Source organism: Aeromonas lusitana (genome assembly GCF_002812985.1).
GTDB classification, from domain to species: domain Bacteria; phylum Pseudomonadota; class Gammaproteobacteria; order Enterobacterales; family Aeromonadaceae; genus Aeromonas; species Aeromonas lusitana.
In genome coordinates, this window is record NZ_PGCP01000017.1 from 35,159 (window position 1) to 58,988 (window position 23,830).

Sequence of the window (23,830 nt, forward strand, 5' to 3'; positions counted from 1 at the left end):
GGTTTATTGGGTGCAAGGTGTTCGATTGAGAATCTTTTTTGACTAAAAAAGAGGGCAGCCCGCGGGCTGCCCTCTTTGCATCCAGATCTGCTGCGTTAGAGCGGGATCTCAGCCACCTGGCGGTTGACCTGGCCGACAAACAGCTGGTGGAAGCGGGAGCCCGGATTCGCCAGCAGGCTGACCGGTGAGCCCTGCTCCACCACGCTGCCGGCCTCCATCACTACCACCTTGTCCACCGACAACAGCGGCTCCAGATGGTGGGCGATCACCAGATAGCTCGCCTCCGGCCGGTAGCGATAGAGCAGCTCCGCCATCTTGCGCATGCCGATGTGATCGAGATCCGATGTGGCCTCGTCCAGCACGATGAGCGGGCGGCGCGACAGCAGGATACGGGCGATGACCAAGAGCTGGGTCTCGCCGGCGGAGAGCTGCAACTTGTCGAGATCCTCGTCCAGCCGGCCTGCGCAGCGCTCGGCCAGCCCGACCCGGGCTAGGGCCTGCTCCAGTGCCTCGTCGCTCTGCTCGGTGAGCGGGGTCAGGTTGGCGCGCAGGGTGCCAAAGAAGGTGAGGGGGATCTGGGAGACTGTGTCGTAGAGATCCCGCACCGCCTCCGGTGCAAGCCGGGACAGGGGTTGATCGCCGTAATAGATCTCCCCCTGGGAGGTCGGGTACATGGCCTGCATCACCCCGAGCAGGGAACTCTTGCCCGCCCCGGTGCGGCCGCAGACGCCCACCTTTTCCCCCGGTGCCAGCTCGAAGCTGACCTTGTGCAGCGCCCACTGGCTGGTGCCCGGATAACGCAGTCCCAGGTTGTCAAAGCGCACCTTGGGATGGGCACATGCCAGGGCTTCCCCCGTCTGGCGTTCGCTCTCTATCTCGCTGTATTCCCGCACCCGCTCCACCGCGTTCATCACCTGCTCCACCTCGGCGAAGTTGCGAATGAGGGAGTTGAGCATGGCAGAGGCGGTGAAGGCGTAGGTGATGGCCACGGCCCCCAGCAGCGAGCTGTTGCTGAAGGCCACCATCAGCGCGACGGCCCCCACCAGGGCGGCGGAGAGCAGGGTCTGGTACATGCCGAGCCAGCGGTTGACCGAGGTGGTGGTGTACCAGCTGCGCAGGTTGTTGTCATAGTGATGCAGCACCTGATCCAGGGCAAAGCGCTCGGCTCCGGCTAGGCGCAGGGCGGGGGCGCCGCGAATGGTCTCGCTGATGCTGATGTAGAGCGGCGAGCGCAGCACGGATGACTGGCGCCTCAGCTTGAGTTGCACCGCCCGGTAGCGGCGCTGCAGCACATAGAGTGCCCAGCCCACCAGGGGGGCGATGAGCAGCAGCAGCGGCATGTTGAAGCCGATCACCACCACCTGCAGCAACACGGAGATGAGCATGGCGAACAGCCCCATCAGCATGGGCAGCAGGACCTCCTGGGCTTCCCCCAGATCCCGGTCGAAGCGGTTGAGGATACGCCCCTGGGGCACCTTGTCGAAGAAGGCCATGGGGGCGCGGCTGATGCGGCCCAGCATGCCGTCGAACAGGGTCCAGGCCAGCTTGAGGCCGAGTTTGTAGTTGATGACCCGCACCACCATGATGCAGACGAGAGAGCCGGCCCCCAGCAGCACATAGATGCCGAGCAATGAGCTGACCTCGCTCACCTCGGCCTTGCCGCCGAGCCAGAGATCCGAGGCGATGCGCAGCCCCTCCTGGCCCAGCGTGAGCAGCAAGGCGATCAGGATGGCGCCGGGGGCGGCCAGACGCTGCCACATGAAGCCAAACAGACCCCAGTCCACCTTGCCTTCCACCACCTTCTCCTCGCTGAACTGCTCCGCCTCTTGCGGGGCCACCAGGGGAGCCGGCTGTGGATGCTGGATGAGATCCGCCAGTTGATGGGCGTCGAGCTCGGTCAACTGACCCTGCTCGATGCGGATCACCCGATCGCAGTGGGCCAGCACGTCCGGGTCATGGCTCACCAGCAGCCGGGTCGGACCCGGCTTGAAGGCCAGGCCCTGCTCCAGCACTTGGGCCGAGACGATGGGATCCAGTGCCGACAGCGGGTTGTCCAGCAGCAGTATGTCGGCCTTGGCGTAGAGGGCGCGGGCCAGGGCGACCCGCTGCTGCTGGCCGCCGGAGAGGCGGGTGCCAAGCTCCCCGACCAGGGTTTGATCACCATGGCTGAGCAGACCGAGATCGGCGCTGAGGGCGCAGGCGCCGAGTACCCAGTGGTAGCGCTCCTCATCCCAGGGCTGACCGAACAGTATGTTGTTGCGGATGCTGTCGTTCATCAGCCAGGGCTTGTGGCCGAGGTGGGCGACCCGGCCGTGGCGGCGAATGCTGCCCTCGAAGTCGTTGTCAAAGCCGGCGACCAGGTGCAGCAGGCAGCTCTTGCCCACCCCGGTGGCGCCGGTGATCCCCACCAGTTCTCCCGGCTGGACGGCGAGGCAGGCCCCTTGCAGTACCGGTTTTTGCTGGTGCAGTGCGGTGACGTTTTCCATCCGCAGGGCGCCGACTGGCAGGCTGGGATCACTGAGGTCTCTGTGCTGCTCCGGGCTGTTCAGGAACTCGCACAGCCGGTTGAAGCCGGTGTTGAAGTTGATAAGCGTACGGATGAGGTAGGGCAGCCGCATCATGGGGATCCGCAGCACGGCGAACAGGGCTATGGTGGTGAACACCTGGGGCAGGGTCAGGCTCTTACCCGAGGCTAGGTAGGTGGTGAAGGTGGCGAGCGTCACCAACAGCGGAGTGCTCAGCATCAGGAAGCTGTTGATGGCATCGAGCTTGAGCACCCGGCCGAGCACGCCGAGTTCGCGCTGGCGCTTGGTGTTGGCCGCCTGGGTGAAGAAGGCGCCGAGCCCGTTCTGGCGCACCAGCCGCAGCTTCTTGATGTATTCGGCCAGGATGCCGTTGCGGTCATCTTGCTGGCGCTTGAGCTGCTGCTCCTGCTGGTTCATGCGGCGTACCACCCGGGTGGAGACCAGCAGCAGCAGGGCCAACACGGCGAAGCCCACCAGGCCCGCGCTGCCCACCTGCCACACCAGCAGGGCTATGGTGCCGATGAGCTGCAGCGCCATGGTCAGCGGCATGGCGGGGTCTGCAAGAATCCATGTAATGTCCCACACATCCCGGTTGATGAGGTTCTGCACCCGGCCACCGGCCCTGTCATCGAAGCTCTTGCCACCGAGCTTCATCACCTTGGCGAGCAGGGATTCCGCCAGCAGCCTGCGGATGGGCACGTGCATCTTGAGGGCCAGTTGTAGCGAGTGCTCCGCCAGCATGCCGGCGGCCAGCACGGAGGCGAACAGGGCGAGGGCCAGCAGCAACTTGTGGCCCGTGCTGGCTCCGTCGCCGAGCTGGGTCATGCTGTGGTTGAGCAGCCAGGGGCTGGCCAGGGTCGCCAGCATGCCGAGCAGTTGCAACAGGGTGAGCAGGCCAATCCGCCCCTTGTAATGACGCCAGATAAAGGCGGTGATGGGCCAGGGGCGCACCGGCGCCTTGGCGGTGAGGGCGAGGAAGGCATCGGCGCGCTCGTCGCGCCTGTCTTCCGGCAGCAGGGTGTAGAGATCGTCGAGACTGACCTGGGGCTGGCTCAGCCCCTTGCGCAGCAAGGGACCCGTCCAGTGATAGAAGAGACGGCTCAGCCAGCCGGCCGAGATTTCCGGGTGATCCAATGGGTGATCCTTATTATTTTGTGCTGCTTCCAGGGGATGGGGCGGCTTATTATCCGCCCTCTATATTATGTTTTTTTGCCGCGGGCCTATGCCCAGCGGGATCAGCAGTCCCGGTTCAAGCGGATGAGCCGGTCCAGGATCTGCTCACCGTCGACTCGCAGGCCGTTGTGCTCGTACTCGTTGGTGATCCAGGCGCGGCTGTTGCCAAGGCCCTTGAGGGTCTCGCGGCTGTAGTCGAACTCCACGTACATGTCCTCGGCGTAGACGGCGCAGGCCACGGGTACCTTGTTGCGCGCCAGCTGTGCGGGATCGTAGAGCGGGCCCCAGTCCGCTTTCTGGGCCAGCAGGTGGGCGGCCTCTTTCAGTGGAATGAGCTCGCGGAACTGCTCGAACATCCAGGGGAAGATCATCTCGCCGGTGAAGGCGAAATCCTTGCCAGGTGCCCAGGCCAGGGCCGGGAATTCCCCTCTTACCCGTTCGGCCGCCCAGTGGCTGGCGGCCCCTTCGCAATAGATGAGCTCGTGCAGTATGGCGAACACCGGATTGGTGTTGAACGGCTGCATGGCCTGCACCTGATAGAGGAAGGCGGGGTTGAGTTTCTCGCCGATGAAGGCATCCTCCAGCAGGTAGTAGAGCTCCTCGAAGGCACCGCTGGCGCCGAGATCCAGCCCCTGTTGCTGCAACTGCTCCACCGTCAGGCGCTGGCCGCTCGGCAGGCGTACGTCGTGGCGCTGCAGATGGGTCGCCAGCCGGTTGGCGATGGCCTGGGCATGGGGGAAGCGGGCGAAGAAGGCGCGGTTCTTGTCCGCCACCCTCTGGTAGGTGGCGCGGTAGACCTCGTCTGCGCTGCGACCTATGGGGGCCACGCCGCCGGTGAGGTAGACCTCGTGCAGGCTGTCCGGGAACAGGGAGAGGTAGGTGAGGCTGCAAAAACCGCCGAAGCTCTGGCCGAGCAGGCTCCAGGGGCGATCCGGGCTCAGCTGCTCGCGGATGAGCTCGGCGTCGCGCACTATACTGTCAGCGCGAAAATGGCTGAGGTAGTCGGCCTGCTGGCGAGGGTTGAGGTGAGCCAGTAACTCGGCGTGAATGGGGGTGGAGTGACCCGTGCCGCGCTGATCGAGCAGCAGCACCCGAAACTCCTGCAGGGCCCGCTTGAGCCAGCCGCCGTTGGCGGTGGGGCGCGGCGCCCCAAAGCCGGGGCCTCCTTGCAGGTAGAGCAGCCAGGGCAACTCGTCGTCCAGCCTGTCCTTGCGACAGAGGGTGCGACCGAACAAGGTGATGGTCTCCTCGTCATCGGGCTGCTGGTGGTCGAGTGGCACTGTGAAGAAGTGTGGCTCGCAATGGATGCCATCCAGCACGTAATGCAAGGGGCTGCTCATCTTGGGTCTCCCTGGGGTCGGAAATCGTCGGCCTCATCATAGCCCTGGCACGCGATCGGGTCACGCCGGTTTTCTGGATTGTTAATGCATTGCTGAGAGACGGTTAGCTGGCTTCGGTTTCATCCGGGTCGTGAACGAAAATTTATCCGTCAGGGGCCATTGACGAGGCGTTTTGGCCGGACAAAGATGAGCCGCCTGCCGAGGAGGGCAGGGGCTGCGCACCCAGAGTGCACAAAGGATGAGGTGGGCTCGATGAAGCCTAAATGGATAAGGTTCAGGAAGAAAAGGAAGCCAACGGATCCAGAGGGGGTGCTGCAGGCGGGCTTGCTGGTATTCAGCGCCACCTGCGGGGCTACCCTGCTACTGGCGGCCTGTAACGGCGGCTAGCAATACGGTAAAAGGCCCGCTCCAGTGAGCGGGCCTTTTACATGGGATTTTTTGGGGTCCCATCGAGGGAAAAGCAGAGTGGGACTAGGCTGGGGCCCTTTGCTGGCGCGGGTTTGCGGGATTCGAAGAGCTGCTGCTATGGTCAAGTGACGGCTCAGTTCATCGAGGGAGGCGATCATGAATAGTCGTGAAAGAGTATTGGCTCATTTGGCCACGGATCACAGAGTTGCAGGACTGACCGCTGGCGAGGCGCTGGCCGGGATCAGCCACTCGATGAGTTCGCTCCTGCTGCAACAGGATCAGCACTTCTTCCGCAGCCATGCGGATGATCCCTGTCACGAGGTGGCGCGGGCATGCTCTGCCGGCCATATCTGGCATGGGGACGAGAACCGCTATTAGGGGAGGCAAGAGAATATGGCAGATGCGAAAAGGCCCGCTCAGATGAGCGGGCCTTTCAAATTTGGCTCCTCCTACTGGACTTGAACCAGTGACATACGGATTAACAGTCCGCCGTTCTACCGACTGAACTAAGGAGGAATTATTGGTGCCCAGAGACGGAATCGAACCGCCGACACGGGGATTTTCAATCCCCTGCTCTACCGACTGAGCTATCTGGGCAACGGCGCGCATTAAACCCTTTCTGGACTGGGGTGTCAACCATGGGGCGCAGATAGTGGGTGCGTTCGCTCGATAACCGAGCAATCCGCAGGCTTGTTAGGCGATTTGACCCATGGCGCCGTCATCAGGCCCCAAAAGCGGGTGATAAAAAGGGGGCCCATGGCCCCCTGGTGGCGTGACATCCTCAATGCCGGCTGACGATGATGCGGCCGGTGCTCAAGTCCCGGGCCTGGCCGGTGACGCTGATCTTGAGGCCATATTCGGGCAGCAGACGGCCCGCATCCGGGATCGCCTCACTCTGGTAGCTGCGCGAATCCTTGAATACCCGGTTCGGCGCTATCCAGAAGTCCCGCAGCACTGAGCCGCTGGCATGGGTGAGGTCGAGGGGGCGCTGGAAGCCCAGGCTGAAGGTGGCGTCGTGGATCTGGTAGCGGGTACCGGCGACGGCGCCGTCACTCCAGTGCAGGGTGCGCTGATCCCCGTCCACCACCCCGAGGAAGCCCTCGCCCGGATGCTGGCCCACCCAGTTGTTGCTCTGGCTGTTGTCCACGTACCAGAGCAGCAGGCCCGGCTCGTAGCGCATCAGTTGATTGTCTACCTTGACGTGGGCCAGCCCCTTGTCGACCCCGGCGTGGTTGCGCCACTCGGCGAGATAGTAGTGATCCTTGGTCTCCTTGCCGTTGTTTCTCGCAAAACCGGCCAGGGTGAAGGCAGAATTGCCTTCGGCGCCGTCGCTCAGCAGGGTCTCACCGTCGGCAATCACCTGCAGCTCATCCACGAACAGGCCGTTCTCGGCCGTCCCTGCGTCGCTCTGGTATTGCAGGCTGAGGGTGATGCGCTGACCGGCCCAGGGGCTCAAGTCAAACTCGGCATCGGTCCAGCCATCTGAATTGCCCGTGATGCCGACCCCGAAGCCTATCCCGTTCGGATCGTCGGTGCGGGTCAGGTTGCCCGGGATGGGCTCGCCGTTGACCAGCACCCGCGCATAGTCGAAGCCCTCCTCAATCTGATACCAGGCCTTGAAGGCCAGGCTGGCGCTCTGCTTGCCGCTGAGATCCAGGGCCAGGCTCATGCGGTTGTCCAGGTTGTTGCCCTTGCCGCCGTGATACTGGTACTGGCCGGCGTAAGGGGGATTCAAGGCGATCTGCTTGGGCGGCAGGTTGATGCGCACCACGTCGTCGTTGCGGCCCTTGTCGTTGGCCTGATCCAGCATGTAGACGTTGCCACGGGCGCTCAACTCATCGACCTGCACATTGCTGCCGTGCAGCCAGTTGCCGCCGAGGGAGGCCTGCAGGAACTCCTTGGCCCAGGCGGAGAAGCCGGTGGGCTCGGTGCCGCCGATCACCCCGGCCCAGGAGCCGGAGGACATGATGGACCAGGTTGCCACCGGCTCCCCCTTGCCGCTGTACTTGGTATCGTACTCATCCGGTAGCCCCAGATCGTGGCCATATTCGTGGGCGCAAACCCCGGCCGCCGCGTCTATGGGCTGGATGGTGTAGTCGTAGGCCGCATACTGGCCGCCGAAGTTGCCGTTCGGGCTGCTGGTGCCGGGAATGGGGTAGGGGCTTCCCAGGTTCCAGCGGTGGGCCCAGATGGCATCTTCGCCGAGATCGCCGCCGCCCGCCTCTTCCCCCACACTGGAGTGGAAGATCATCAGGTGATCGATGAGGCCATCCGGCTCGTTGCGGTTGCCGTTGCCGTTCAGATCGTAGCGGTCTTCCTGATCAAACTCGGACAAGTCGATGGACGGATCCCCGGCCACCTGGATAAGCGCCTCCTTTACCAGCTCCCGCACCGCTGTCTCGTTCTTGTTGCTGCCGTAGTAAGTCGCGCTCTTCTCGGCGGTATACCAGCCCGCCACCTGGCCGCGCACGCTGTAGCTCTGGCCGGACTGCTGCTCGTAGAACTGGCGCATGGAGATGAAGCGCTCGCCGTTCGGGCCCGCGTACCCCTTGGCGGAGAACAGCAGGTCGTTGTAGTGGGCCTGGGTGTAGTCCGGGTAGTACATCTTGGTGAGCTCTGGGCTCAGGCTGTTCTTCGGGTAATCGGGGAAGTCCACCAGGATGGCGAGGATCTTGTCCTTGCGCATCTGACCCCGGTAGGTCTCCTTCTCGATGGCCTTGAGCAGCAGGGTGGGCATCCGATCGCCGGGGCGCGCCGTACCGTTCAGGCGGATCTTCTTGAGGATGGTTTCCCACACCTTGCCCTCCTTCTGGGCCAGGCTGCCACTGCTGCCGGGGTAGCTGCGCACCTTCTCCCGGTAGTAGCGGGCCAGGGCGGCCTGCTCCTGCTCAGGGGAGGCCAGGGTCGGGATACGACCGCTCTTCTTGAGCATCTCCAGCACCTTCACCTCATCGGCCAAGGGGGCATCGAAGGGGCCGTGGACCGGGGCGGCCAGGGCGTGGTTTCCAATCATAAGGGTCGAGCCGACAAGCAGGCTCATTATTGTTTTTTTAGGCATTACTATGTGCTCCTTCACATGATCAAAAAGGGAGCCCGTCGGGCTCCGCTTTCCGGGCGACTAGTGATTCACCCGCGTCCCTTGATACCTGCCGGGAGGTGGTTTGTCACGCCAGTTAATGCAGTGAAAGAGACTGCTTGCCGATAAAAATTCCGATCGAGTTGACTACTTTTGATTACTTGTGTGGTCCGATATGTGTCAGATCTGCAATGTGATGGTTTGTCGCGCTGTTTTCCGCTTTTTGCGGCCACCACCATTTGGGAGGGGGCCGGCGGGGCACTTATCTTGGTGCGCCGCATTGAGCCGGATGCGCTGTGCGAGTATGCTTGGCCGCAACTATGCCCCTGGCGGCCAGCCGCGCTATCGCTGCGGAGAGCCTGCCAGCCGGGTGTCGACATCCATCCAATACCGTCTGGGGTTTATATGAGTATTAACATGCAAGAGTGGCGCGAAGAGACCACCGCCATCGTCAACGAACTGCTGGCCGACGGCAGCAATCCGGATGTGGACTACGAGATTGAACACCACTTCGCCTGCCAGGATTTCGATCTGCTGGAGAAGGCGGCGGTTGACCTGTTCAAGGCCGGTTTCGAAGTGACCGACGCCGAAGAGATGGAGCTGGACGATGGCGCCCCCATCTTCTGCTTCGACGCCACCGTGGAGCGCAAGCTGGAGATCGAACCGATCCTGGCCGACATCGAGAAGATGTTGCCGATCCTGGAAAAGTACGGTGTGGACTACGACGGCTGGGGTACCTACTTCCAGGAGTAATCACCCCAACCCTCTCCCAGAGAGAGGGTGGTAAAAACAAAAAGGCCACATCATGTGGCCTTTTTGCTGGGTGAATGTCAGTGGGGAACGAGTAACTGGTAGCTGCGGGCAAACTCCTCGGGGGGGAGGGGGCGGCTGAACAGGAAGCCCTGCAGCCGATCGCACCCCGCCTGAACCAGCCAGGCCTGCTGCTCCACCGTCTCCACCCCCTCGGCGGTGATCCTGATGCCGAGCTCGTGGCCCAGGCCGATGACGGAACGCACTATGGCGGTGGTGGCCTGGTTGGTCACCAGCTCCTGGGTGAAGCTTCTGTCCAGCTTGAGGGTCGCCACCTGCAGCCGTGGCAGATAGGCCAGGGAGCAGTAGCCGGTGCCGAAATCGTCGATGGCGAGGTGAAAACCGGCCTCGATGAGGTTCGCAAGGTTGCTCTCTATCTCGTCCGCATTTTCCATCAAGACCCCTTCGGTGATCTCCAGCTCCAGCTGCCAGGGGGCCAGCCCATGGCGCTCTATGCAGGCGAAGATCTGGGAGCAGAGCTCGGGATCGCGAAATTGCAGCGGTGACAGGTTGATGGAGAGCACCAGATCCGGCGCCGCCAGCTGCCATTGCGCGAGCTGAGCGCAGCCCTGCTCCAGCATCAACTGGCCGAGCTGGCCGATGAGGCCGAGCTCTTCCGCCAGGGGAATGAACTCGTCCGGGGAGATCATGCCAAAGACGGGGTGCGGCCAGCGGCACAGCAGTTCGGCCCCGTGCAGTTGATTGCCGTGGGTGCTGATGATGGGCTGGTAGACGGCGGTCAGCTCGGCTGACTTGATGGCGAGCGGCAACTGGGCCGCGATCAGCTGGCGGCGCTTGAGCTTGGCGTCGAGTTCCGGGTCGAACAGGGTGCAGTGCTGCTGCTGGCGTTTGCCCTGGGCCAGCGCCGCCTCGGCGTGGCTCAGCAGCCGCTCGGCGTCGTTGGCCTTGCCATGGGCTATGCCGAGGAAGACCGGGATCTGGATCCTGTGCTCCTCGACCTGATAGGGGACCATCAGCTCCCGCAGCAGGTTGTTGCTCCAGTCGCTCAAGGGGATGTTCAGCTCGGGCAGCAGCAGGGCGAAGTCGTCGGCGGCGACCCGGCACAGCAGGGAGTGGGGCGGTGCCAGCCGTTGCAGGCGGCGAGCCACCTGGCTCAGCAGGCGATCGGCGACCCGGATGCCGAAGCGATCGTTGATCTCGCGAAAGTGTTGCAGATCGACCAGCAGCAGGCTGGCCTTGCGGGCGCCGAGGTGGCGGCTGGTCTGCAGAAAATGGGACAGCTTGAGCAGGCCGGTGAGGCTGTCGTAGTGCTGCTCCTGTTGCAACTGGGCCTGAGTGGTGCGCAGCCCAGTGATGTCGCGGCTCAGGGTGAGGATGCCGAGGGAGTTGCCATCGCCATCCGGCACGTCGACCCGGGTCACCTCCAGATGGCGGCCCTGACCGTGGGCATCCATCAGGCAATACTCTCCCCGTCCCATGGTCTGCTCGGCAGACAGACGGGCGGAGACGCGCTGGCCGATGGCCTCGCTCGCCGTCAACCCCATGAAGTCGAGAAACGCCTGATTGCAGTCGATGATCACGCCTTGGTGATCTTCCAGTCGGATGGGGTCGGGGATGGCGTCGAGCAGGCGGCGTTGCAGCAGTTGCTGCTGGCGGAAGGTCTGCTCCAGCTCCTTGCGCTGATCGATGGCGCTGACCATGGCGAACAGGGCGAGCGGTTCGCCCGCCTCGTCATAGAGCGGCACCTTGTGGATCTCCATCCAGCTGGTGCTGTCACCGCTGTGGCAGTGCAGCTGCTGGTGGAGCAGAGGTTGGCCCTCGGCCAGCAGACGTTGATCCTCCTCCCTGAACATGTCACCCCAGGGCATCTCGGCATCCGTCTTGCCGATGATCTCGTTGGGGTGCAGCAGCCCGGCCTCCCTGGCGAAGACCCGGTTGGCGAACAGATACCGTCCGCTGGCATCGCGGCAGAAGATATTCATGGGTAACTGGTCGATGATCTGCTGCAGCAGCGCCAGGGAGAGCGAAGAATTCACGTGAGCACTCACGGGGGAAACTTCGAGCAAATCTATGATAACAGGCCAATTTTGTAAAGCCTGGGTTAAGGATGATCCATTTGTGTCGATCCCTGCTGACAGCCTGTGTCGCGAGCCCCATAATAGCCGCCGATTGGCCTGTGGTGGCCTTATGGACGAGAGAAGCAGCATGAAGAAGATAATGGGGGGCGCACTGGCCCTGTTGATGGTCGGTTGTGCCAGTGACAACAACGGTGGCGAGCAATATCGCTATACCCCGCCGGTCGCCAAGGCGACCAACAATACCCAGGAGATGCAGATCCCGGTCGATCTGGTGTGGGCCCGCGCCGAGAAGTGGTTTGGCGATCACGGTCTGAACATCGAGAACAGCCAGCGTGGCTCCGGCCTGATGACTGCCAACGTCGAGAACTCGGCCGATGGCCTGGAGTGGCTGGATTGCGGCACCATGGGCTCCAAGGTCGCCCTGGGCAACCCCAATCTGCAGATCAACCTGATCATCACCCAGAGCGGCAACAACAGCGTGGCCACCGTCAACGTCAAGGGCAACACCCAGCTCTATTTCGTTGAAGGTTCAGGCGAGCGCGTGCTGGCGCCTTCCATCACCCCGGTCTGCGTCTCCCGTGGCAGCCTGGAGCAGAGCCTGTTCTCCACTCTGGGGAACTGATCTGGCGCCATCCGCCGTTCGGCGATGCGCACAAAAAATCCCGTTGCTTGCAACGGGATTTTTTTATCCCTGAGGCGTGCTCGCCGCGAGTCCCTGCTGGCGAAACTTGCCGGGAGCCAGCCCGGTCAGCTGCTTGAAGGCCTTGGCAAAGGCCGCCTCGGACTGATAGCCGACCCGCTGCGCCACCTCGCCGATGGGCAGGTGATCCGGCTGGCGCAGCAGTTCCCCCGCCCGCACCATGCGCACCCGCACCATGAACTCCCAGACGCTGCAGCCGAGCCGCTGGCGAAAGTGCCGAAAGTAGGTGGCCCGGGACATGGCGGCCAGGGTCGCCAGCTCGTCCACGCTCCAGGGATGGGCAGGGGTTGCCAGCATGGCCTGCAGGGAGCGCCCGATCCTCGCATCCTGCAAGGCACCGATGAGCCCGAGCGCACCGTGCGGATCGCTGGCATGGGCGCGCAGCCCCATGGCCAGCAGCACCTGGCTCAGGGCCGTCAGCACGGCGCCTGAGCCCTGCTGCTCGCGGGCCAGCTCCTGCTGGATCAGCGCCAGCACCAGGGTCAGCGCCTGGCGGGACTCGCTGGTGAGCAAGGGGATGCAGAGTGGGCTCGGCAATGCGTCCAGCAGCAGGGGGCGCAGGGGCCCCTGGTAGTGAAACTCGCCGCACAGAAACTCCACCTCTTCCCCGCCATCGCTGCGGGTGGGCAGCACGCCGTCGGCGGATTCCGTATCGGCGAGGGGTTCTCCATCCCGCCAGATGGTGTGGGGCTCGCCACCGGGCAGCAGCAGCAGATCCCCGGGTTGCATCACCAGCTCCTGGCCCGGCTGGGTGCGGACCTTGAGCTCGCCCTTCATCAACAGATGAAACGGCATCACCCCGGCCGGGCTCTGCTCGTGGGGCAGGGCGAAGCCGCCGCGGTAGAGGCAACGCACATCGAAGGAGCCGCGGATCCCGGCCTGGCCAATCAACTGGTCTATGTCGTTCATGATTCTATTTGGTGTTTATTTGCGTCTTTTAAGTATTAAATGAATCACCCCTCGATGCAATACTGGCTCCATCGAACCGGCATGGGCCCGTTCATCCCAGAGGAGAGTCAAGATGCAAGACTGGAACCAATACCGTAAAGAGCTGACCGGCCGCGTGATGGAGCTGGGCAGCCTGAGCCCGGATACCCTCAAGGGCTATCAGCTGCTCTCATCCGCCGGCAGCAAGGGCGGCACCCTGGATGGCAAGACCCGCGAGCTTATTTCGCTGGCGGTGGCGGTCACCACCCGTTGCGACGGCTGCATCGCTGTGCATGCCGAATCTGCCCTCAAGCAGGGGGCCAGCCGGGCCGAGATCGCCGATGCCCTCGGCGTCGCCATCGCCATGAATACCGGCGCAGCCATGGTCTACTCCGCCCGGGTGCTGGACGCCATCGACCGCTGAGGCACCCGGGCCGACGGCCCTCCCTTCCTCGCGAGTCAAGTGATCGCCAGACAGACCCTAGATGTACCAAGCCTGCCTTTGCCACACCCCTGGGTGTGGCTCTTTTGTGTGGGCGGGCTGCTTATGTCTCGCGCCCCATAGGCCCCAAAAACAGCACCCCCGGCAGAGGCCGGGGGTGCTGGGTCATGCAGTCCGCTTATTGGGCGAGGCCGCTGTCACCGTGGAACAGCGCCTGCTCGCCGGATTTGAGCAGATAGCCCTTCCAGGGGAAGAGCTGGTAGCCAGCCCCTTGCCAGGACCAGTTGCCCTCTTCCCCCTGGCGCAGGAGCCGGATGGGCTCGCCGCGTGGCAGGGTCAGCTCGGCCTGGCTCTGATCGGCGTTGAACAGCACGAAGGCGCTGCCGGTCTCGCTCGCCTCTAGGGATTGCAGGCGGATGGCCTGCTCGAACAGGCGCACGCACTGGTTGGTCAATGCCGACCACTGATAGCCGGCGCTGGCACGGCAACCGTGGGCATCCTGATCGTTGCCCACCAGGTGCTGGGTCGGGGTGCTGCAGGCCGCCAGCAGCAGGGAGGCGGTCATCAGGGTGAGAGTGCGCATCATGACTCCTGGCCATCCCGTTCGATGACGATGTTGGAGAAACCCAGCTCCTTGAAGTAGTTCTCCCGGTAGTCCTTCACGCTCTTCTTGTCACGGCGGCAGACCTGGGCCAGCTGGGCCTCCATGGCGTGGAAGCTGGCGAGGTTGATCCCCTCGGCGGCGGCCACCGCATCATAGATGCTGTTGAACTTGTCGTTGGCGTAGCCGATTTCCTTGGCCTGCTTGTTGTAGGTGTAGGTAATTTTAAACGCCATCTGGGCCTTCCTTCTGTTTGGACTGTTTGCGCAACACGTAGAGGTAGAGGTTCTCCACCTTCTCCCGCGCCCAAGGGGTCTTGCGCAAGAACGTCAGGCTGGACTTAAACACTGTGGGATCCTGCCTGTTTCGCTTGCTTGCGCTGGACGGACAGGTAGAGGCTCTCGACTTTTTCCCGCGCCCAGGGGGTTTTTCGCAAGAATTTCAGGCTGGACTTGATGCTGGGATCCTGGGTGAAGCAACGGATGTTGATCTCCTGACCCAGTTTTTCCCAGCCGTAATGGGCCACCAGGGCGGTGACAATCGCCTCGAGTGTCATCCCATGCAGTGGATTCTTCGGCTGCGAGGCGCCTTGCTGGTCACTCATTCTGTTGCAGCCAGCTTGGCGAAGGGCTGTCCCATGCGGGTCGTCACGCCATTGGCCAGATGGGGCTCGAAGCCCGCCAGCATGCCAGGGCCAAACAGGCAGACGACGGTACTGCCGAGCTTGAACAGGCCCATCTCGGCGCCTTTTTGCAAGGTGATGGCCTCATCGACCGTGTAGTCCCAGCGCACCACTTCCTTGTGCTTGGTCGGCGCTATGTTGCCGGCCCAGATGGTCTCGATGCTGGCGACGATAGTGGCACCGACCAGCACCAGCGCCATGGGACCATGGGGGGTGCGGAAGGTGGCGACCACCCGCTCGTTGCGGGCGAACAGGTTCGGTACGTTCTCGGCGGTGAGCGGGTTGACGGAGAAGAGATCGCCTGGCACGAACACCATGCTCTCCAGCACGCCGTCCAGCGGCATGTGGATGCGGTGATAATCCTTGGGTGCCAGGTAGATGGTGGCGAAGTCGCCATCCTTGAACGGCGCCACCAAATCATCGAATCCACCCAGCAGCTCGCGGGCGCTGTAGTCGTGGCCCTTGGCCTGGATGATGCGGCCCTGATGGATGGGGCCGAGCTGGCTGACGGTGCCGTCTACCGGCAGGGCCAGGGTCATGGCATCTTCCACCAGAGGGCGGATCCCCGGCTTGAGTTCGCGGGTGAAGAAGGCGTTGAAGCTCGGGTAGTGAGCCGGGTCCTCGTGCAGGGCCTCGCTCATGTCGACCTGGTACTGCTTGATAAAGGCTTCGATCACCTTGGTGGTGAGGTTACCGGCCTCGGCGGCCGCGAGCTTGCCCACCAGGCGGGAGACGGCGTGTTTGGGCAGGCAGTATTGACCGGCAATTTTCAGGTTGTCAGTGATGCTCATGTTCTTCATCTACAGAATTCGTTGAATGGGTCACAGTCGGGCTTGTTGCCGACCGTGGCGGGCTTCCTGCATGGTTTCCAGGATGCGGTGATAGTTGTGGAAGCGATCCGCGCTGATGTCGCCGCGGTCGACCGCCGCGCGCAGGGCACAGCCGGGATCGTCCTTGTGGGTGCAGTCGCGGAACTTGCAACCACCCAGGTAGTCACGAAACTCGACGAAGCACCAGGTGATGCGATCCGCTTCCAGATGCCAGAGCGCGAACTCACGGATCCCGGGGGAGTCGATGAGATCGCCGCCGCTTGGGAAGTGATAGAGCCGCGCCGTGGTGGTGGTGTGCTGGCCGAGCCCGGAGTTTTCCGAGATCTCGCCGGTGAGCACGTCCAGCCCCGGCATCAGGGCGTTGGTGAGGGAGGACTTGCCCACCCCGGACTGGCCGACGAAGATGCTGATCTTGCCTTCGAACTGGGCCTTGAGCTCATCGAGCCCTTCGCCGCTCTCGCAGCTCACCAGGATCACCTGATAGCCGAGCTTGCGGTAGGGGGCGAGCTGGCCCTCGATGCGGGTGCGGGCGGCGGCATCCAGCATGTCCACCTTGTTCAGCACGATGAGCGGCTGGATCTCCACGTCCTCGGCGGCCACCAGGTAGCGGTCGACGATGTTGGTGGAAAACTCCGGCATCACCGCCGAGACGATGATGATCTGGTCTATGTTGGCGGCGATGGGTTTGACCCCGTCGTAGAAGTCCGGCCGGGTCAGCACCGAGTGACGCGGGTGAACCGCCTCGATGACGCCGGCTGTGGCGGCATTGAGACCGGGACGCCAGACCACCTTGTCGCCGCACACCAGGCTGCTGATGCTGCTGCGACGCAGGTTGCTGCGGTGGATGGCACCGTCGGTGGCCTCCACGTCCGCATGCTGACCGAAGCGGCTGATCACCACCCCCTCGATGGCCGGGCCAAACAGGGTGTCATCGACCACGGTTGCGTGATCTTTTTGCAGCCGTCGCTCGCGGTTGGCCTGGACGCGCCTTTGTTGACCCAGATTGAGTTTTGCTTTCTTTGCCACTCGATTCGCCAGTTTATGAACAGATTCAAAGCCAGTATGATACATGCAAATTGGCAAAATTCCGCCATTCCTCCCAATAGAGAGAGTAATCATGACAGTCAGCGCGCAGAACCTGGTATGGATCGACATGGAGATGACGGGTCTGGACCCCGAGCAAAACGTGGTACTGGAGATCGCCACCATAGTCACCGACAAGGATCTGAACGTGCTGGCCGAGGGACCCGTCATCGCCATTCACCAGAGCGATGAAGAGCTCGGCAAGATGGACGATTGGAACGTCAACACCCACACCAAGAGCGGTCTGGTGGCACGGGTCAAGGCGAGCGAATATGACGAGGCCAAGGCCATCGCCGAGACGCTGGCGTTCATTCAGGAGTGGGTGCCGGAGCGCACCAGCCCATTGTGCGGCAACAGCATCGGCCAGGATCGCCGCTTTATGGTCAAGCACATGGCGGATCTGGAAGCCTTCTTCCACTACCGCAACGTCGACGTCAGCACCATCAAGGAGCTGGTCCGTCGCTGGCAGCCGGAACTGCTGGATCAGTTCAAGAAAAGCGGCACCCATCAGGCCCTGGACGACATCCGCGAATCCATCGCCGAGTTGCAGTTCTACCGCGCTCACGTGTTCAAAATCTGAGTTGCCGGCAAGGGCTTGGCATCGGTCGGTTGCTAAAATCGGCAGTTCGGACAGCTTTTGAGCGAACGGCCGCACAGTGACAAAAAAGCCCTTGCAATTGGAATGACTGCTCTTATAATTCGGCTCCCGTACAGTAGCGCAAGCAACCAAATGCTGTACGGCCTGTTTTAAGGTATTGCGGGAATAGCTCAGTTGGTAGAGCACGACCTTGCCAAGGTCGGGGTCGCGAGTTCGAGTCTCGTTTCCCGCTCCACTTTATTCGTTAAAGTGCAGCAGATGATGTTCCGATGCGGGAATAGCTCAGTTGGTAGAGCACGACCTTGCCAAGGTCGGGGTCGCGAGTTCGAGTCTCGTTTCCCGCTCCAATCATCATCACGCCTCAAGACAACCTATGTTGCGGGAATAGCTCAGTTGGTAGAGCACGACCTTGCCAAGGTCGGGGTCGCGAGTTCGAGTCTCGTTTCCCGCTCCAAATTTTATGAAGTACTGCAGATGATATTCCGATGCGGGAATAGCTCAGTTGGTAGAGCACGACCTTGCCAAGGTCGGGGTCGCGAGTTCGAGTCTCGTTTCCCGCTCCAATCATGTGCAGAAGACATCCTGTTGCGGGAATAGCTCAGTTGGTAGAGCACGACCTTGCCAAGGTCGGGGTCGCGAGTTCGAGTCTCGTTTCCCGCTCCAAATTTGTCTTATCGAAGTGCTGCAGATGATATTCCGTTGCGGGAATAGCTCAGTTGGTAGAGCACGACCTTGCCAAGGTCGGGGTCGCGAGTTCGAGTCTCGTTTCCCGCTCCAATCATGTGCAGACGACATCCTGTTGCGGGAATAGCTCAGTTGGTAGAGCACGACCTTGCCAAGGTCGGGGTCGCGAGTTCGAGTCTCGTTTCCCGCTCCAATCTCTCTTCGAATCCTTCGAATTCAATCTCTCCTCCAAATTCACGAATTCCGTATCTCAGCACCATCACTACCACTACCAGTTGGTAGGGCACGATCCATGCATGCTTGCGTCGGATAGCCTTTCGTATAGTTTCCCGTGCCCATCGCGCTTGTCGTACCCAGATCCTGTTTTCGTATTCCTGATCTCCTTTGCATGATCTTCAAACCCGTATCCTGGGTGAAGATGTCCCGCATCCGTGACCCACGTCAGCCAATAGCTGTGACTCTCGATTCCGACATCCCGCATACTATCTGCCATACCAATACCAATACCAATATCGATATTGTTGGTTGTTTATTCTTATAAATTAACAAAATTACTCTACTGCATCTGTTGGGTGTGAGTTTATTGGATTTTTATACTGGTTAAACTTATCGCATCTTTAGCGGATCGGGCATGTCGGGGCGTGATAGAGAGCCGGTGGAAACTGCGGGTCATCAAGAGCGGGCGTACCGAGGGGCAGGGCGAGGGCAAATGGGGCAAGGGTTTGAGGCAAAAATGCAGGCAAAAAATAGGAGGAGCTGATCTCCTCCTACGGGTTCACGCGCACTGCTTACAGCAGGGTGACGTTCTCAGCCTGAGGGCCTTTCTTGCCCTGGGTCACGGTGAACTGGACTTTTTGACCTTCAGCCAGGGTTTTGAAACCTGTGCTCTGGATGGAGGAGAAGTGAACGAAAACGTCCGGTCCCTGGGATTGCTCGATGAAGCCAAAACCCTTGGTTTCGTTGAACCATTTTACTTGGCCGGTGCGAATGTCAGACATGTGGTAAGTCCTATCTATAACAATAATGAAACTAAGCCTTGTTGGGCAGCATTTGCCTAGAGTGCAGGGGCTGATTCATGACTGACCACGTCAATTTGTCCCAGTCGCATGCAGTACAATCCCTGTCTAAAGCACAAACGATTGTACGTAAGGTCGATCCCTTGTCAATTTGGCACTTTTCATTTTTTGAGCAAGCTAGAAGTATTGTGATGCCAGCGGCCGGTTTCAGGCTGTTGGTCAAAAAAAAGGGAGGCTGGTCAGCCTCCCTTTTCGTGTCTCGTCGGGGCTCATCACTCCTTGAGCGCAAAACCTTCACCCTGGCGATCGTAGCGATAGTTCACCTGACCGAGGGAGCGGATCTCGACCCGCTGGATGCGGCGACCTGCGTCTACCAGCACGAACACCGACTTGCCGGATTGCAATCGGGTCAGCGGCCGATCCGGCCCCTCGATGGCGATCAGCCGGCTGAGCTCGGCCCCTGGCAACTCGAACTTGCGGAAGATGGAGTAGAGGGTCTCGCCGGCCTGCACGTCGTGCTGCAGCCAGGTACCGTCCACCTTCTCTTCCACCGGTGTGGCGGCGACCGGCGCACTGCCGATGCTACCGTTACCCACGGTCAGGGCCTGGGCCGGCACCGCCAGCGGCACGGCGAGTGAGCCGGACGGCGCGGCGGCGGGCGCCGTGGGGGCGGGATTCCAGGCAAGCACTATCAGCCAGAGCGGGATCAGTATCAGCAGACCTATGGTGTTCTTGCGCGGCAGCGGGCTGGCCAGCTTGAATGAGGTCGTTCTGGCCTCCTTGTTGCGCAGGCCGCTCATGCCTTGCCCGAGGCGCTGACGCAGGGGCAGGGTGGCGGCATTGATACGATGGAGCAGGGTTCCTTGTGATTCGTCTTGGCGACGCTGCTGGGCTCGTCTGTTATGGCCTCGTGGGCGACGGTCCGGGGTGGGCACGGCATTTACCTCTCACTACATTGCCTGCCATCAGGCAAATATGCCGCCTATGGTAAACGGACTCGCCCCCGAGGGGGAGAGTCCAGAGGAGGAAAATTATCAACTGAGACGGAATTGTCCCAGCAATTGCTGTAAACGCTCCGCCGCCTGACGCAAGGCCTGGCTCGCTTTGGCGGTGTTGGTCGCGTCCTCGGCGATGTCGTTGGCCAGTGCGTTGGTTTTTGACAGATTGCCGGAGACGGTCTCGGAAACCGAGCTCTGCTCCTCGGCGGCTGAGGCTATCTGGTAGGTCATGTCGTTGATGGTGGCGATGGCCTGGAAGATGCTGTCGAGCGCCGCCTCCGCCAGATCCGCCTCGCCCACCGCCTGATGGGTCAGCTGCTGGCTCTGCTGGATGGCGTTGACCGCGTTGGCCGAACTGTGGCGGATCTTCTCGATCAGCTCCTGGGTGTTCTGCACCGCCTGCTGGGTGTTGCCCGCCAGCTTGCGCACCTCGTCCGCCACCACGGCGAAGCCGCGGCCCTGCTCGCCGGCCCTGGCCGCCTCGATGGCGGCGTTGAGCGCCAGCAGGTTGGTCTGATCGGCGATGCCCTGAATGACGGTGAGTATGCTGGTGATCTGCTCGCTGTCGTGGGCCAGCCCCTCGACCACCTCGGCGCCTTTGCCTGCCTCGGCAGCCACCTTGTGCATGGACTGGATCACCCGCTGGAAGCGCTCCTTGCCCTGATCCGCCGCCCCTTGCGCCTGCTTGGCGGAGTCGGCCGTGTTGTTTGCGTGGGTGGCGACCTCCTGGCTGACATAGGACATCTCCTGCACCGCGGTCAGCATCTGCTCCATCTCCGCCTGGTGATGTTGCAGGTTGCTGTCGGTCTGGCCGGCGATGCGGTCGGTGTCACCGGCGTGGCGATGCACCTCGCTCGCCGTCTTCTGCACGTCCCCGAGCAGTTGCTGCAGCTTGTCGATGAAGCGGTTGATGCCGCGGGCCAGGGCCCCCAGCTCGTCCTGGGACTGGGTGTTGAGGCGTTTGGTGAGATCCCCCTCACCGTCGGCGATGTCATCCACCAGGCTGACCATCTGGCGGATGGGGCCCGTGATGCTGCGGGCGATCACCAGCATGGTGGCGAGTGCCAGCACCAGCACCAGCAAGGCACCGACCAGCTGCTGGGTCATGGCGGAGCGGTTCATGTCGGCCAGCTGGGCCTCCAGCTCGTCGGCCCCCGCCAGCACCACCTTGTAGGGCAGGGTGACGATGATGGCCCAGTTGCGGCTCATGCCCGGCACCGCGATGGGCACAGAGATGCGAAACGCATCGGTGAGCTCCTGGCGCTGCACTTCCGGTTTGAGGTATTGCTGCCAGCCGTCGCCGAGCAGCTTGTCGGCGCGGCTGCCGAGCAGGCTGGCGTCGCCGCTGGTGCCTGTGATGACGCCGGCGGCGCTGACGATCAGGGTCTCCCCCTTGCCGTCATAGATGTTGCTGTTGAGGGACTGGGCCTGGCGGCTGATGGAGTCCACCGCCAAGTCCAGTGCGGCGACTCCCTTGAACTGACCGTCCACCAGGATAGGGGTGGTGATGGTGCTCACCAGCACCTGCTGACCGTTGATGTCCACCTTGAAGGGATCGATGAGACAGGAGCGCCCCTCCCGTTTCGGGCAGGCGTAGTAGTCGTTGGCCGGGTTGCCGAACTCGTCCGCGTCACTCTTCTCGATGGAGAGCAGCAGGTCTGTGCCTATGCTGTCCTTGTCGCGGTAGAAGTAGGGCACGAAGCGGCCCTGGCTGTCGCTGCCAAGGGCAGTCTGACCGGCGAAGAGGGCGTCCTGGCCGTCAAAACCATTGGGCTCAAAACCGGCGAAGGCGCCATACAGTTGGGGTTCCAGGCTGAGCTGGGCCTTGAGCAGGTCGGTGGCCTGCTGGCGATCGAGCGGCAGCTTGCCCCCTTGCTGCAGGGCGAAGACGCTGGCCATCTGCTGGGTGTAGGAGAGCCCCTTTTGCAGCAGCTGGGTGATGGTGGCGGCCTCGGCGCGGGCGTTGGCGCTCACTTTTTGCCAGGCCTCTTGCTGCAGAGCGGCGCGACTGGAGCTGATGGTCAGGGTCTGGGTCTGTTTGCCCGAGTATTGGTTGAGCAGGATCAGGATGACCAGTGCCGTGGTCATGGCGATCCCCGCCATCACCAGGATGCGATTCTGAATAGAACGAAACTGCATCTTGCGTTCCTTGTAGGGTCTAAGTTGTTTGATTTATCGGCAGGGCGGAAGATTTCTCCAGCGTTCTTCACTAGCTAAGCGGAAAAATGAACCCGCTTCTGAGATCCCACTCATAAATAGTGGTCTTTATGTCCCTTGGCCCTATTTTCTCCCCGGTTACGCCATGGTTTTCCCATCCGGGTTTCTCGGTGCTAAAATGCGTCGGTTTTTAACGAATTGGCCCAAGGCCCTCTACACAAGGCTTAAAGATGAAAGTCAAAACCCGTTTTGCTCCCAGCCCGACCGGCTTTTTGCATGTCGGCGGTGCCCGTACCGCACTCTATTCCTGGTTGTTTGCCAAGAGCCAGGGTGGCGAGTTCGTGTTGCGTATCGAGGATACCGATCTGGAACGTTCCACTCAGGAGGCGATCGACGCCATCATTGAGGGTATGGAATGGTTGGAGCTGAACTGGGATGAGGGCCCCTACTATCAGACCAAGCGCTTCGATCGCTACAACGGCATCATCGACGAGATGCTGGGCGATGGTCGTGCCTACAAGTGCTTCTGCTCCAAGGAGCGGCTGGAGGCCCTGCGCGAAGGCCAGATGGCCAACGGCGAGAAGCCGCGCTATGACGGCAAGTGCCGCGATGCCGCCCACAATCACCCGGCCGATGCGCCCCACGTTATTCGCTTCCGCAATCCGACCGAAGGCTCAGTGGTGTTTGACGACCACGTTCGTGGCCGCATCGAGTTCGCCAACACCGAGCTCGACGATCTCATCATCCGCCGCACCGACGGCGCCCCCACCTACAACTTCTGCGTGGTGGTGGACGACTGGGACATGGAGATCACCCACGTGGTGCGTGGCGAAGATCACATCAACAACACCCCGCGCCAGATCAACATCTACAAGGCCCTGAACGCGCCGGTACCGGAGTTTGCCCACGTCTCAATGATCCTGGGTGACGACGGAGCCAAGCTGTCCAAGCGCCACGGCGCCGTGTCCGTGATGCAGTACCGCGATGACGGCTATCTGCCGGAAGCCCTGCTGAACTACCTGGTGCGTCTGGGCTGGTCCCACGGCGATCAGGAGATCTTCAGCCTGGACGAGATGATCAAGCTGTTCAGCCTGGACGCCATCTCCAAGTCGGCCTCCGCCTTCAACACCGACAAGCTGCTGTGGCTCAACAACCACTACATGCGCACCCAGGATCCGGTGCACGTGGCCAAGTATCTTGAGTGGCATATGGCCGCCCAGAACATCGATACCAGCAAGGGCCCGGCCTTGTCCGACGTGGTGACCCTGCTGGCCGAGCGCTGCAATACCCTGGTGGAAGTCGCCGCCCAGAGCCGCTACCTGTTCGAGGAGTACGAAGCGCTCGACGAAGCCGCCGCCAAGAAACACCTGCGCGGTGTGGCCGCAGAGCCGCTGACCCTGGCCAAGACCAAGCTGGCCGCCCTCGAAACCTGGACCACGGAGGCGCTGCACGAGCTGATCGAAGCCACTGCCGCCGAGCTGGGGCAGGGCATGGGCAAGGTTGGCATGCCGCTGCGCGTCGCCGTCACCGGCCTCGGCCAATCCCCGGCCATCGACGCCGTGATGGCGCTGGTGGGCAAGGAGCGGGTGCTGGCTCGCATCGATCGCGCGCTTGCGTATATCGAAGCGCGCATGGCCGCAGAGTAATCTCGCTGCCGGTCGGTCTCCCAGGCGGCCGAACAAGCCGCTGTGAATGACTCAAAAGGGCTCCCGAATGGGGGCCCTTCGTTTTTGAGCCTCAG

General features: G+C 62.0%; 19 protein-coding genes, 9 tRNA genes and 1 pseudogene. 13 read left to right on the forward strand and 16 right to left on the reverse strand.

The window, feature by feature from the left end; all coding sequences use genetic code 11:
* Positions 1 to 95 precede the first annotated feature (95 nt).
* The gene (locus tag CUC44_RS11755; protein ID WP_100860147.1) at positions 96 to 3,659 is read right to left on the reverse strand and encodes an ATP-binding cassette domain-containing protein; all 3,564 of its coding nucleotides are present in this window, start codon (positions 3,657 to 3,659) and stop codon (positions 96 to 98) included.
* A 101-nt stretch (positions 3,660 to 3,760) separates the two neighbouring features.
* Positions 3,761 to 5,038 (reverse strand): alpha/beta hydrolase, encoded by a 1,278-nt coding sequence (locus tag CUC44_RS11760; protein WP_100860148.1) that lies wholly within the window; start codon positions 5,036 to 5,038, stop codon positions 3,761 to 3,763.
* Between the two features lie 564 nt (positions 5,039 to 5,602).
* On the opposite strand from CUC44_RS11760, the gene CUC44_RS11770 reads away from it, so the two are divergent.
* Entirely contained in the window at positions 5,603 to 5,824 is a 222-nt protein-coding gene (locus CUC44_RS11770) for a hypothetical protein (protein ID WP_050719729.1), read from the forward strand.
* A gap of 62 nt (positions 5,825 to 5,886) precedes the next feature.
* Here the strand turns inward: CUC44_RS11770 and CUC44_RS11775 are convergent.
* The 3 genes from CUC44_RS11775 to CUC44_RS11785 all read right to left on the reverse strand — a co-directional run bounded on the left by CUC44_RS11775 (position 5,887) and on the right by CUC44_RS11785 (position 8,459).
* A tRNA-Asn gene (locus tag CUC44_RS11775) sits at positions 5,887 to 5,962 on the reverse strand.
* Between the two features lie 5 nt (positions 5,963 to 5,967).
* A tRNA-Phe gene (locus CUC44_RS11780) sits at positions 5,968 to 6,043 on the reverse strand.
* 184 nt (positions 6,044 to 6,227) lie between these two features.
* Positions 6,228 to 8,459, reverse strand: coding sequence for an immune inhibitor A domain-containing protein (locus CUC44_RS11785; RefSeq protein ID WP_244166772.1), 2,232 nt, complete (start codon positions 8,457 to 8,459; stop codon positions 6,228 to 6,230).
* A 480-nt stretch (positions 8,460 to 8,939) separates the two neighbouring features.
* On the opposite strand from CUC44_RS11785, the gene rraB reads away from it, so the two are divergent.
* A complete protein-coding gene (gene rraB / locus CUC44_RS11790; RefSeq protein ID WP_050719727.1) occupies positions 8,940 to 9,275 on the forward strand; it encodes a ribonuclease E inhibitor RraB in 336 nt (111 codons plus the stop codon).
* 77 nt (positions 9,276 to 9,352) lie between these two features.
* Here the strand turns inward: rraB and CUC44_RS11795 are convergent, their stop codons facing one another.
* Positions 9,353 to 11,329 (reverse strand): putative bifunctional diguanylate cyclase/phosphodiesterase, encoded by a 1,977-nt coding sequence (locus tag CUC44_RS11795; protein WP_100860151.1) that lies wholly within the window; start codon positions 11,327 to 11,329, stop codon positions 9,353 to 9,355.
* Between the two features lie 169 nt (positions 11,330 to 11,498).
* On the opposite strand from CUC44_RS11795, the gene CUC44_RS11800 reads away from it, so the two are divergent.
* Positions 11,499 to 11,993, forward strand: coding sequence for a hypothetical protein (locus tag CUC44_RS11800; RefSeq protein WP_100860152.1), 495 nt, complete (start codon positions 11,499 to 11,501; stop codon positions 11,991 to 11,993).
* A 63-nt stretch (positions 11,994 to 12,056) separates the two neighbouring features.
* Here the strand turns inward: CUC44_RS11800 and CUC44_RS11805 are convergent, their stop codons facing one another.
* Positions 12,057 to 12,980, reverse strand: a complete 924-nt coding sequence (locus tag CUC44_RS11805) for a cupin domain-containing protein (RefSeq protein ID WP_100860153.1) — start codon at positions 12,978 to 12,980, stop codon at positions 12,057 to 12,059.
* Between the two features lie 112 nt (positions 12,981 to 13,092).
* On the opposite strand from CUC44_RS11805, the gene CUC44_RS11810 reads away from it, so the two are divergent.
* Positions 13,093 to 13,422: a carboxymuconolactone decarboxylase family protein gene (locus tag CUC44_RS11810; protein WP_100860154.1), complete on the forward strand. Its 330-nt coding sequence runs from the start codon at positions 13,093 to 13,095 to the stop codon at positions 13,420 to 13,422.
* A 196-nt stretch (positions 13,423 to 13,618) separates the two neighbouring features.
* Here CUC44_RS11810 and CUC44_RS11815 read toward each other — a convergent pair whose 3' ends face one another.
* The 6 genes and pseudogenes from CUC44_RS11815 to rsgA all read right to left on the reverse strand — a co-directional run bounded on the left by CUC44_RS11815 (position 13,619) and on the right by rsgA (position 16,579).
* Positions 13,619 to 14,023 (reverse strand): hypothetical protein, encoded by a 405-nt coding sequence (locus CUC44_RS11815; RefSeq protein WP_100860155.1) that lies wholly within the window; start codon positions 14,021 to 14,023, stop codon positions 13,619 to 13,621.
* On the reverse strand, positions 14,023 to 14,277 hold the full coding sequence (locus CUC44_RS11820) for a DUF2960 domain-containing protein (protein ID WP_100860156.1): 255 nt from the start codon (positions 14,275 to 14,277) through the stop codon (positions 14,023 to 14,025). Before CUC44_RS11820 ends, CUC44_RS11815 begins: the two co-directional genes overlap by 1 nt.
* Positions 14,267 to 14,398, reverse strand: a pseudogene (locus CUC44_RS20990) (VF530 family DNA-binding protein); the annotation flags it as partial. The gene CUC44_RS11820 and the pseudogene CUC44_RS20990, both read right to left, overlap by 11 nt.
* Positions 14,382 to 14,645 (reverse strand): VF530 family protein, encoded by a 264-nt coding sequence (locus tag CUC44_RS11825; RefSeq protein WP_100860157.1) that lies wholly within the window; start codon positions 14,643 to 14,645, stop codon positions 14,382 to 14,384. The pseudogene CUC44_RS20990 and the gene CUC44_RS11825, both read right to left, overlap by 17 nt.
* Complete coding sequence (asd, locus tag CUC44_RS11830; RefSeq protein WP_100860181.1) at positions 14,642 to 15,514, reverse strand: archaetidylserine decarboxylase; 873 nt, start codon at positions 15,512 to 15,514, stop codon at positions 14,642 to 14,644. Before asd ends, CUC44_RS11825 begins: the two co-directional genes overlap by 4 nt.
* A gap of 30 nt (positions 15,515 to 15,544) precedes the next feature.
* Entirely contained in the window at positions 15,545 to 16,579 is a 1,035-nt protein-coding gene (rsgA, locus tag CUC44_RS11835) for a small ribosomal subunit biogenesis GTPase RsgA (RefSeq protein WP_167388883.1), read from the reverse strand.
* A gap of 91 nt (positions 16,580 to 16,670) precedes the next feature.
* On the opposite strand from rsgA, the gene orn reads away from it, so the two are divergent.
* From orn to CUC44_RS11875, 8 genes are all read left to right on the forward strand, one after another.
* Positions 16,671 to 17,216 (forward strand): oligoribonuclease, encoded by a 546-nt coding sequence (gene orn / locus CUC44_RS11840; RefSeq protein WP_100860159.1) that lies wholly within the window; start codon positions 16,671 to 16,673, stop codon positions 17,214 to 17,216.
* Positions 17,217 to 17,393: 177 nt separating this feature from the next.
* Positions 17,394 to 17,469 (forward strand) — tRNA-Gly (locus CUC44_RS11845).
* A 36-nt stretch (positions 17,470 to 17,505) separates the two neighbouring features.
* Positions 17,506 to 17,581, forward strand: a tRNA-Gly gene (locus CUC44_RS11850).
* A gap of 31 nt (positions 17,582 to 17,612) precedes the next feature.
* Positions 17,613 to 17,688, forward strand: a tRNA-Gly gene (locus tag CUC44_RS11855).
* A gap of 33 nt (positions 17,689 to 17,721) precedes the next feature.
* Positions 17,722 to 17,797 (forward strand) — tRNA-Gly (locus CUC44_RS11860).
* 24 nt (positions 17,798 to 17,821) lie between these two features.
* A tRNA-Gly gene (locus tag CUC44_RS11865) sits at positions 17,822 to 17,897 on the forward strand.
* Between the two features lie 38 nt (positions 17,898 to 17,935).
* Positions 17,936 to 18,011 (forward strand) — tRNA-Gly (locus tag CUC44_RS11870).
* Between the two features lie 24 nt (positions 18,012 to 18,035).
* Positions 18,036 to 18,111, forward strand: a tRNA-Gly gene (locus CUC44_RS11875).
* Positions 18,112 to 18,706: 595 nt separating this feature from the next.
* On the opposite strand, the gene CUC44_RS11880 is transcribed toward CUC44_RS11875, so the two are convergent.
* From CUC44_RS11880 to CUC44_RS11890, 3 genes are all read right to left on the reverse strand, one after another.
* Positions 18,707 to 18,916: a cold-shock protein gene (locus CUC44_RS11880; RefSeq protein ID WP_005327092.1), complete on the reverse strand. Its 210-nt coding sequence runs from the start codon at positions 18,914 to 18,916 to the stop codon at positions 18,707 to 18,709.
* Between the two features lie 290 nt (positions 18,917 to 19,206).
* Positions 19,207 to 19,869: a LysM-like peptidoglycan-binding domain-containing protein gene (locus CUC44_RS11885; RefSeq protein ID WP_100860160.1), complete on the reverse strand. Its 663-nt coding sequence runs from the start codon at positions 19,867 to 19,869 to the stop codon at positions 19,207 to 19,209.
* A 99-nt stretch (positions 19,870 to 19,968) separates the two neighbouring features.
* Positions 19,969 to 22,071 carry a methyl-accepting chemotaxis protein gene (locus CUC44_RS11890; RefSeq protein ID WP_100860161.1) on the reverse strand — a complete coding sequence of 701 codons (2,103 nt, stop codon included), beginning with the start codon at positions 22,069 to 22,071 and terminating at the stop codon, positions 19,969 to 19,971.
* A 248-nt stretch (positions 22,072 to 22,319) separates the two neighbouring features.
* Here CUC44_RS11890 and gltX point away from each other — a divergent pair, with 248 nt between their 5' ends.
* Positions 22,320 to 23,735, forward strand: coding sequence for a glutamate--tRNA ligase (gene gltX, locus CUC44_RS11895; protein WP_100860162.1), 1,416 nt, complete (start codon positions 22,320 to 22,322; stop codon positions 23,733 to 23,735).
* Positions 23,736 to 23,830: the final 95 nt, after the last annotated feature.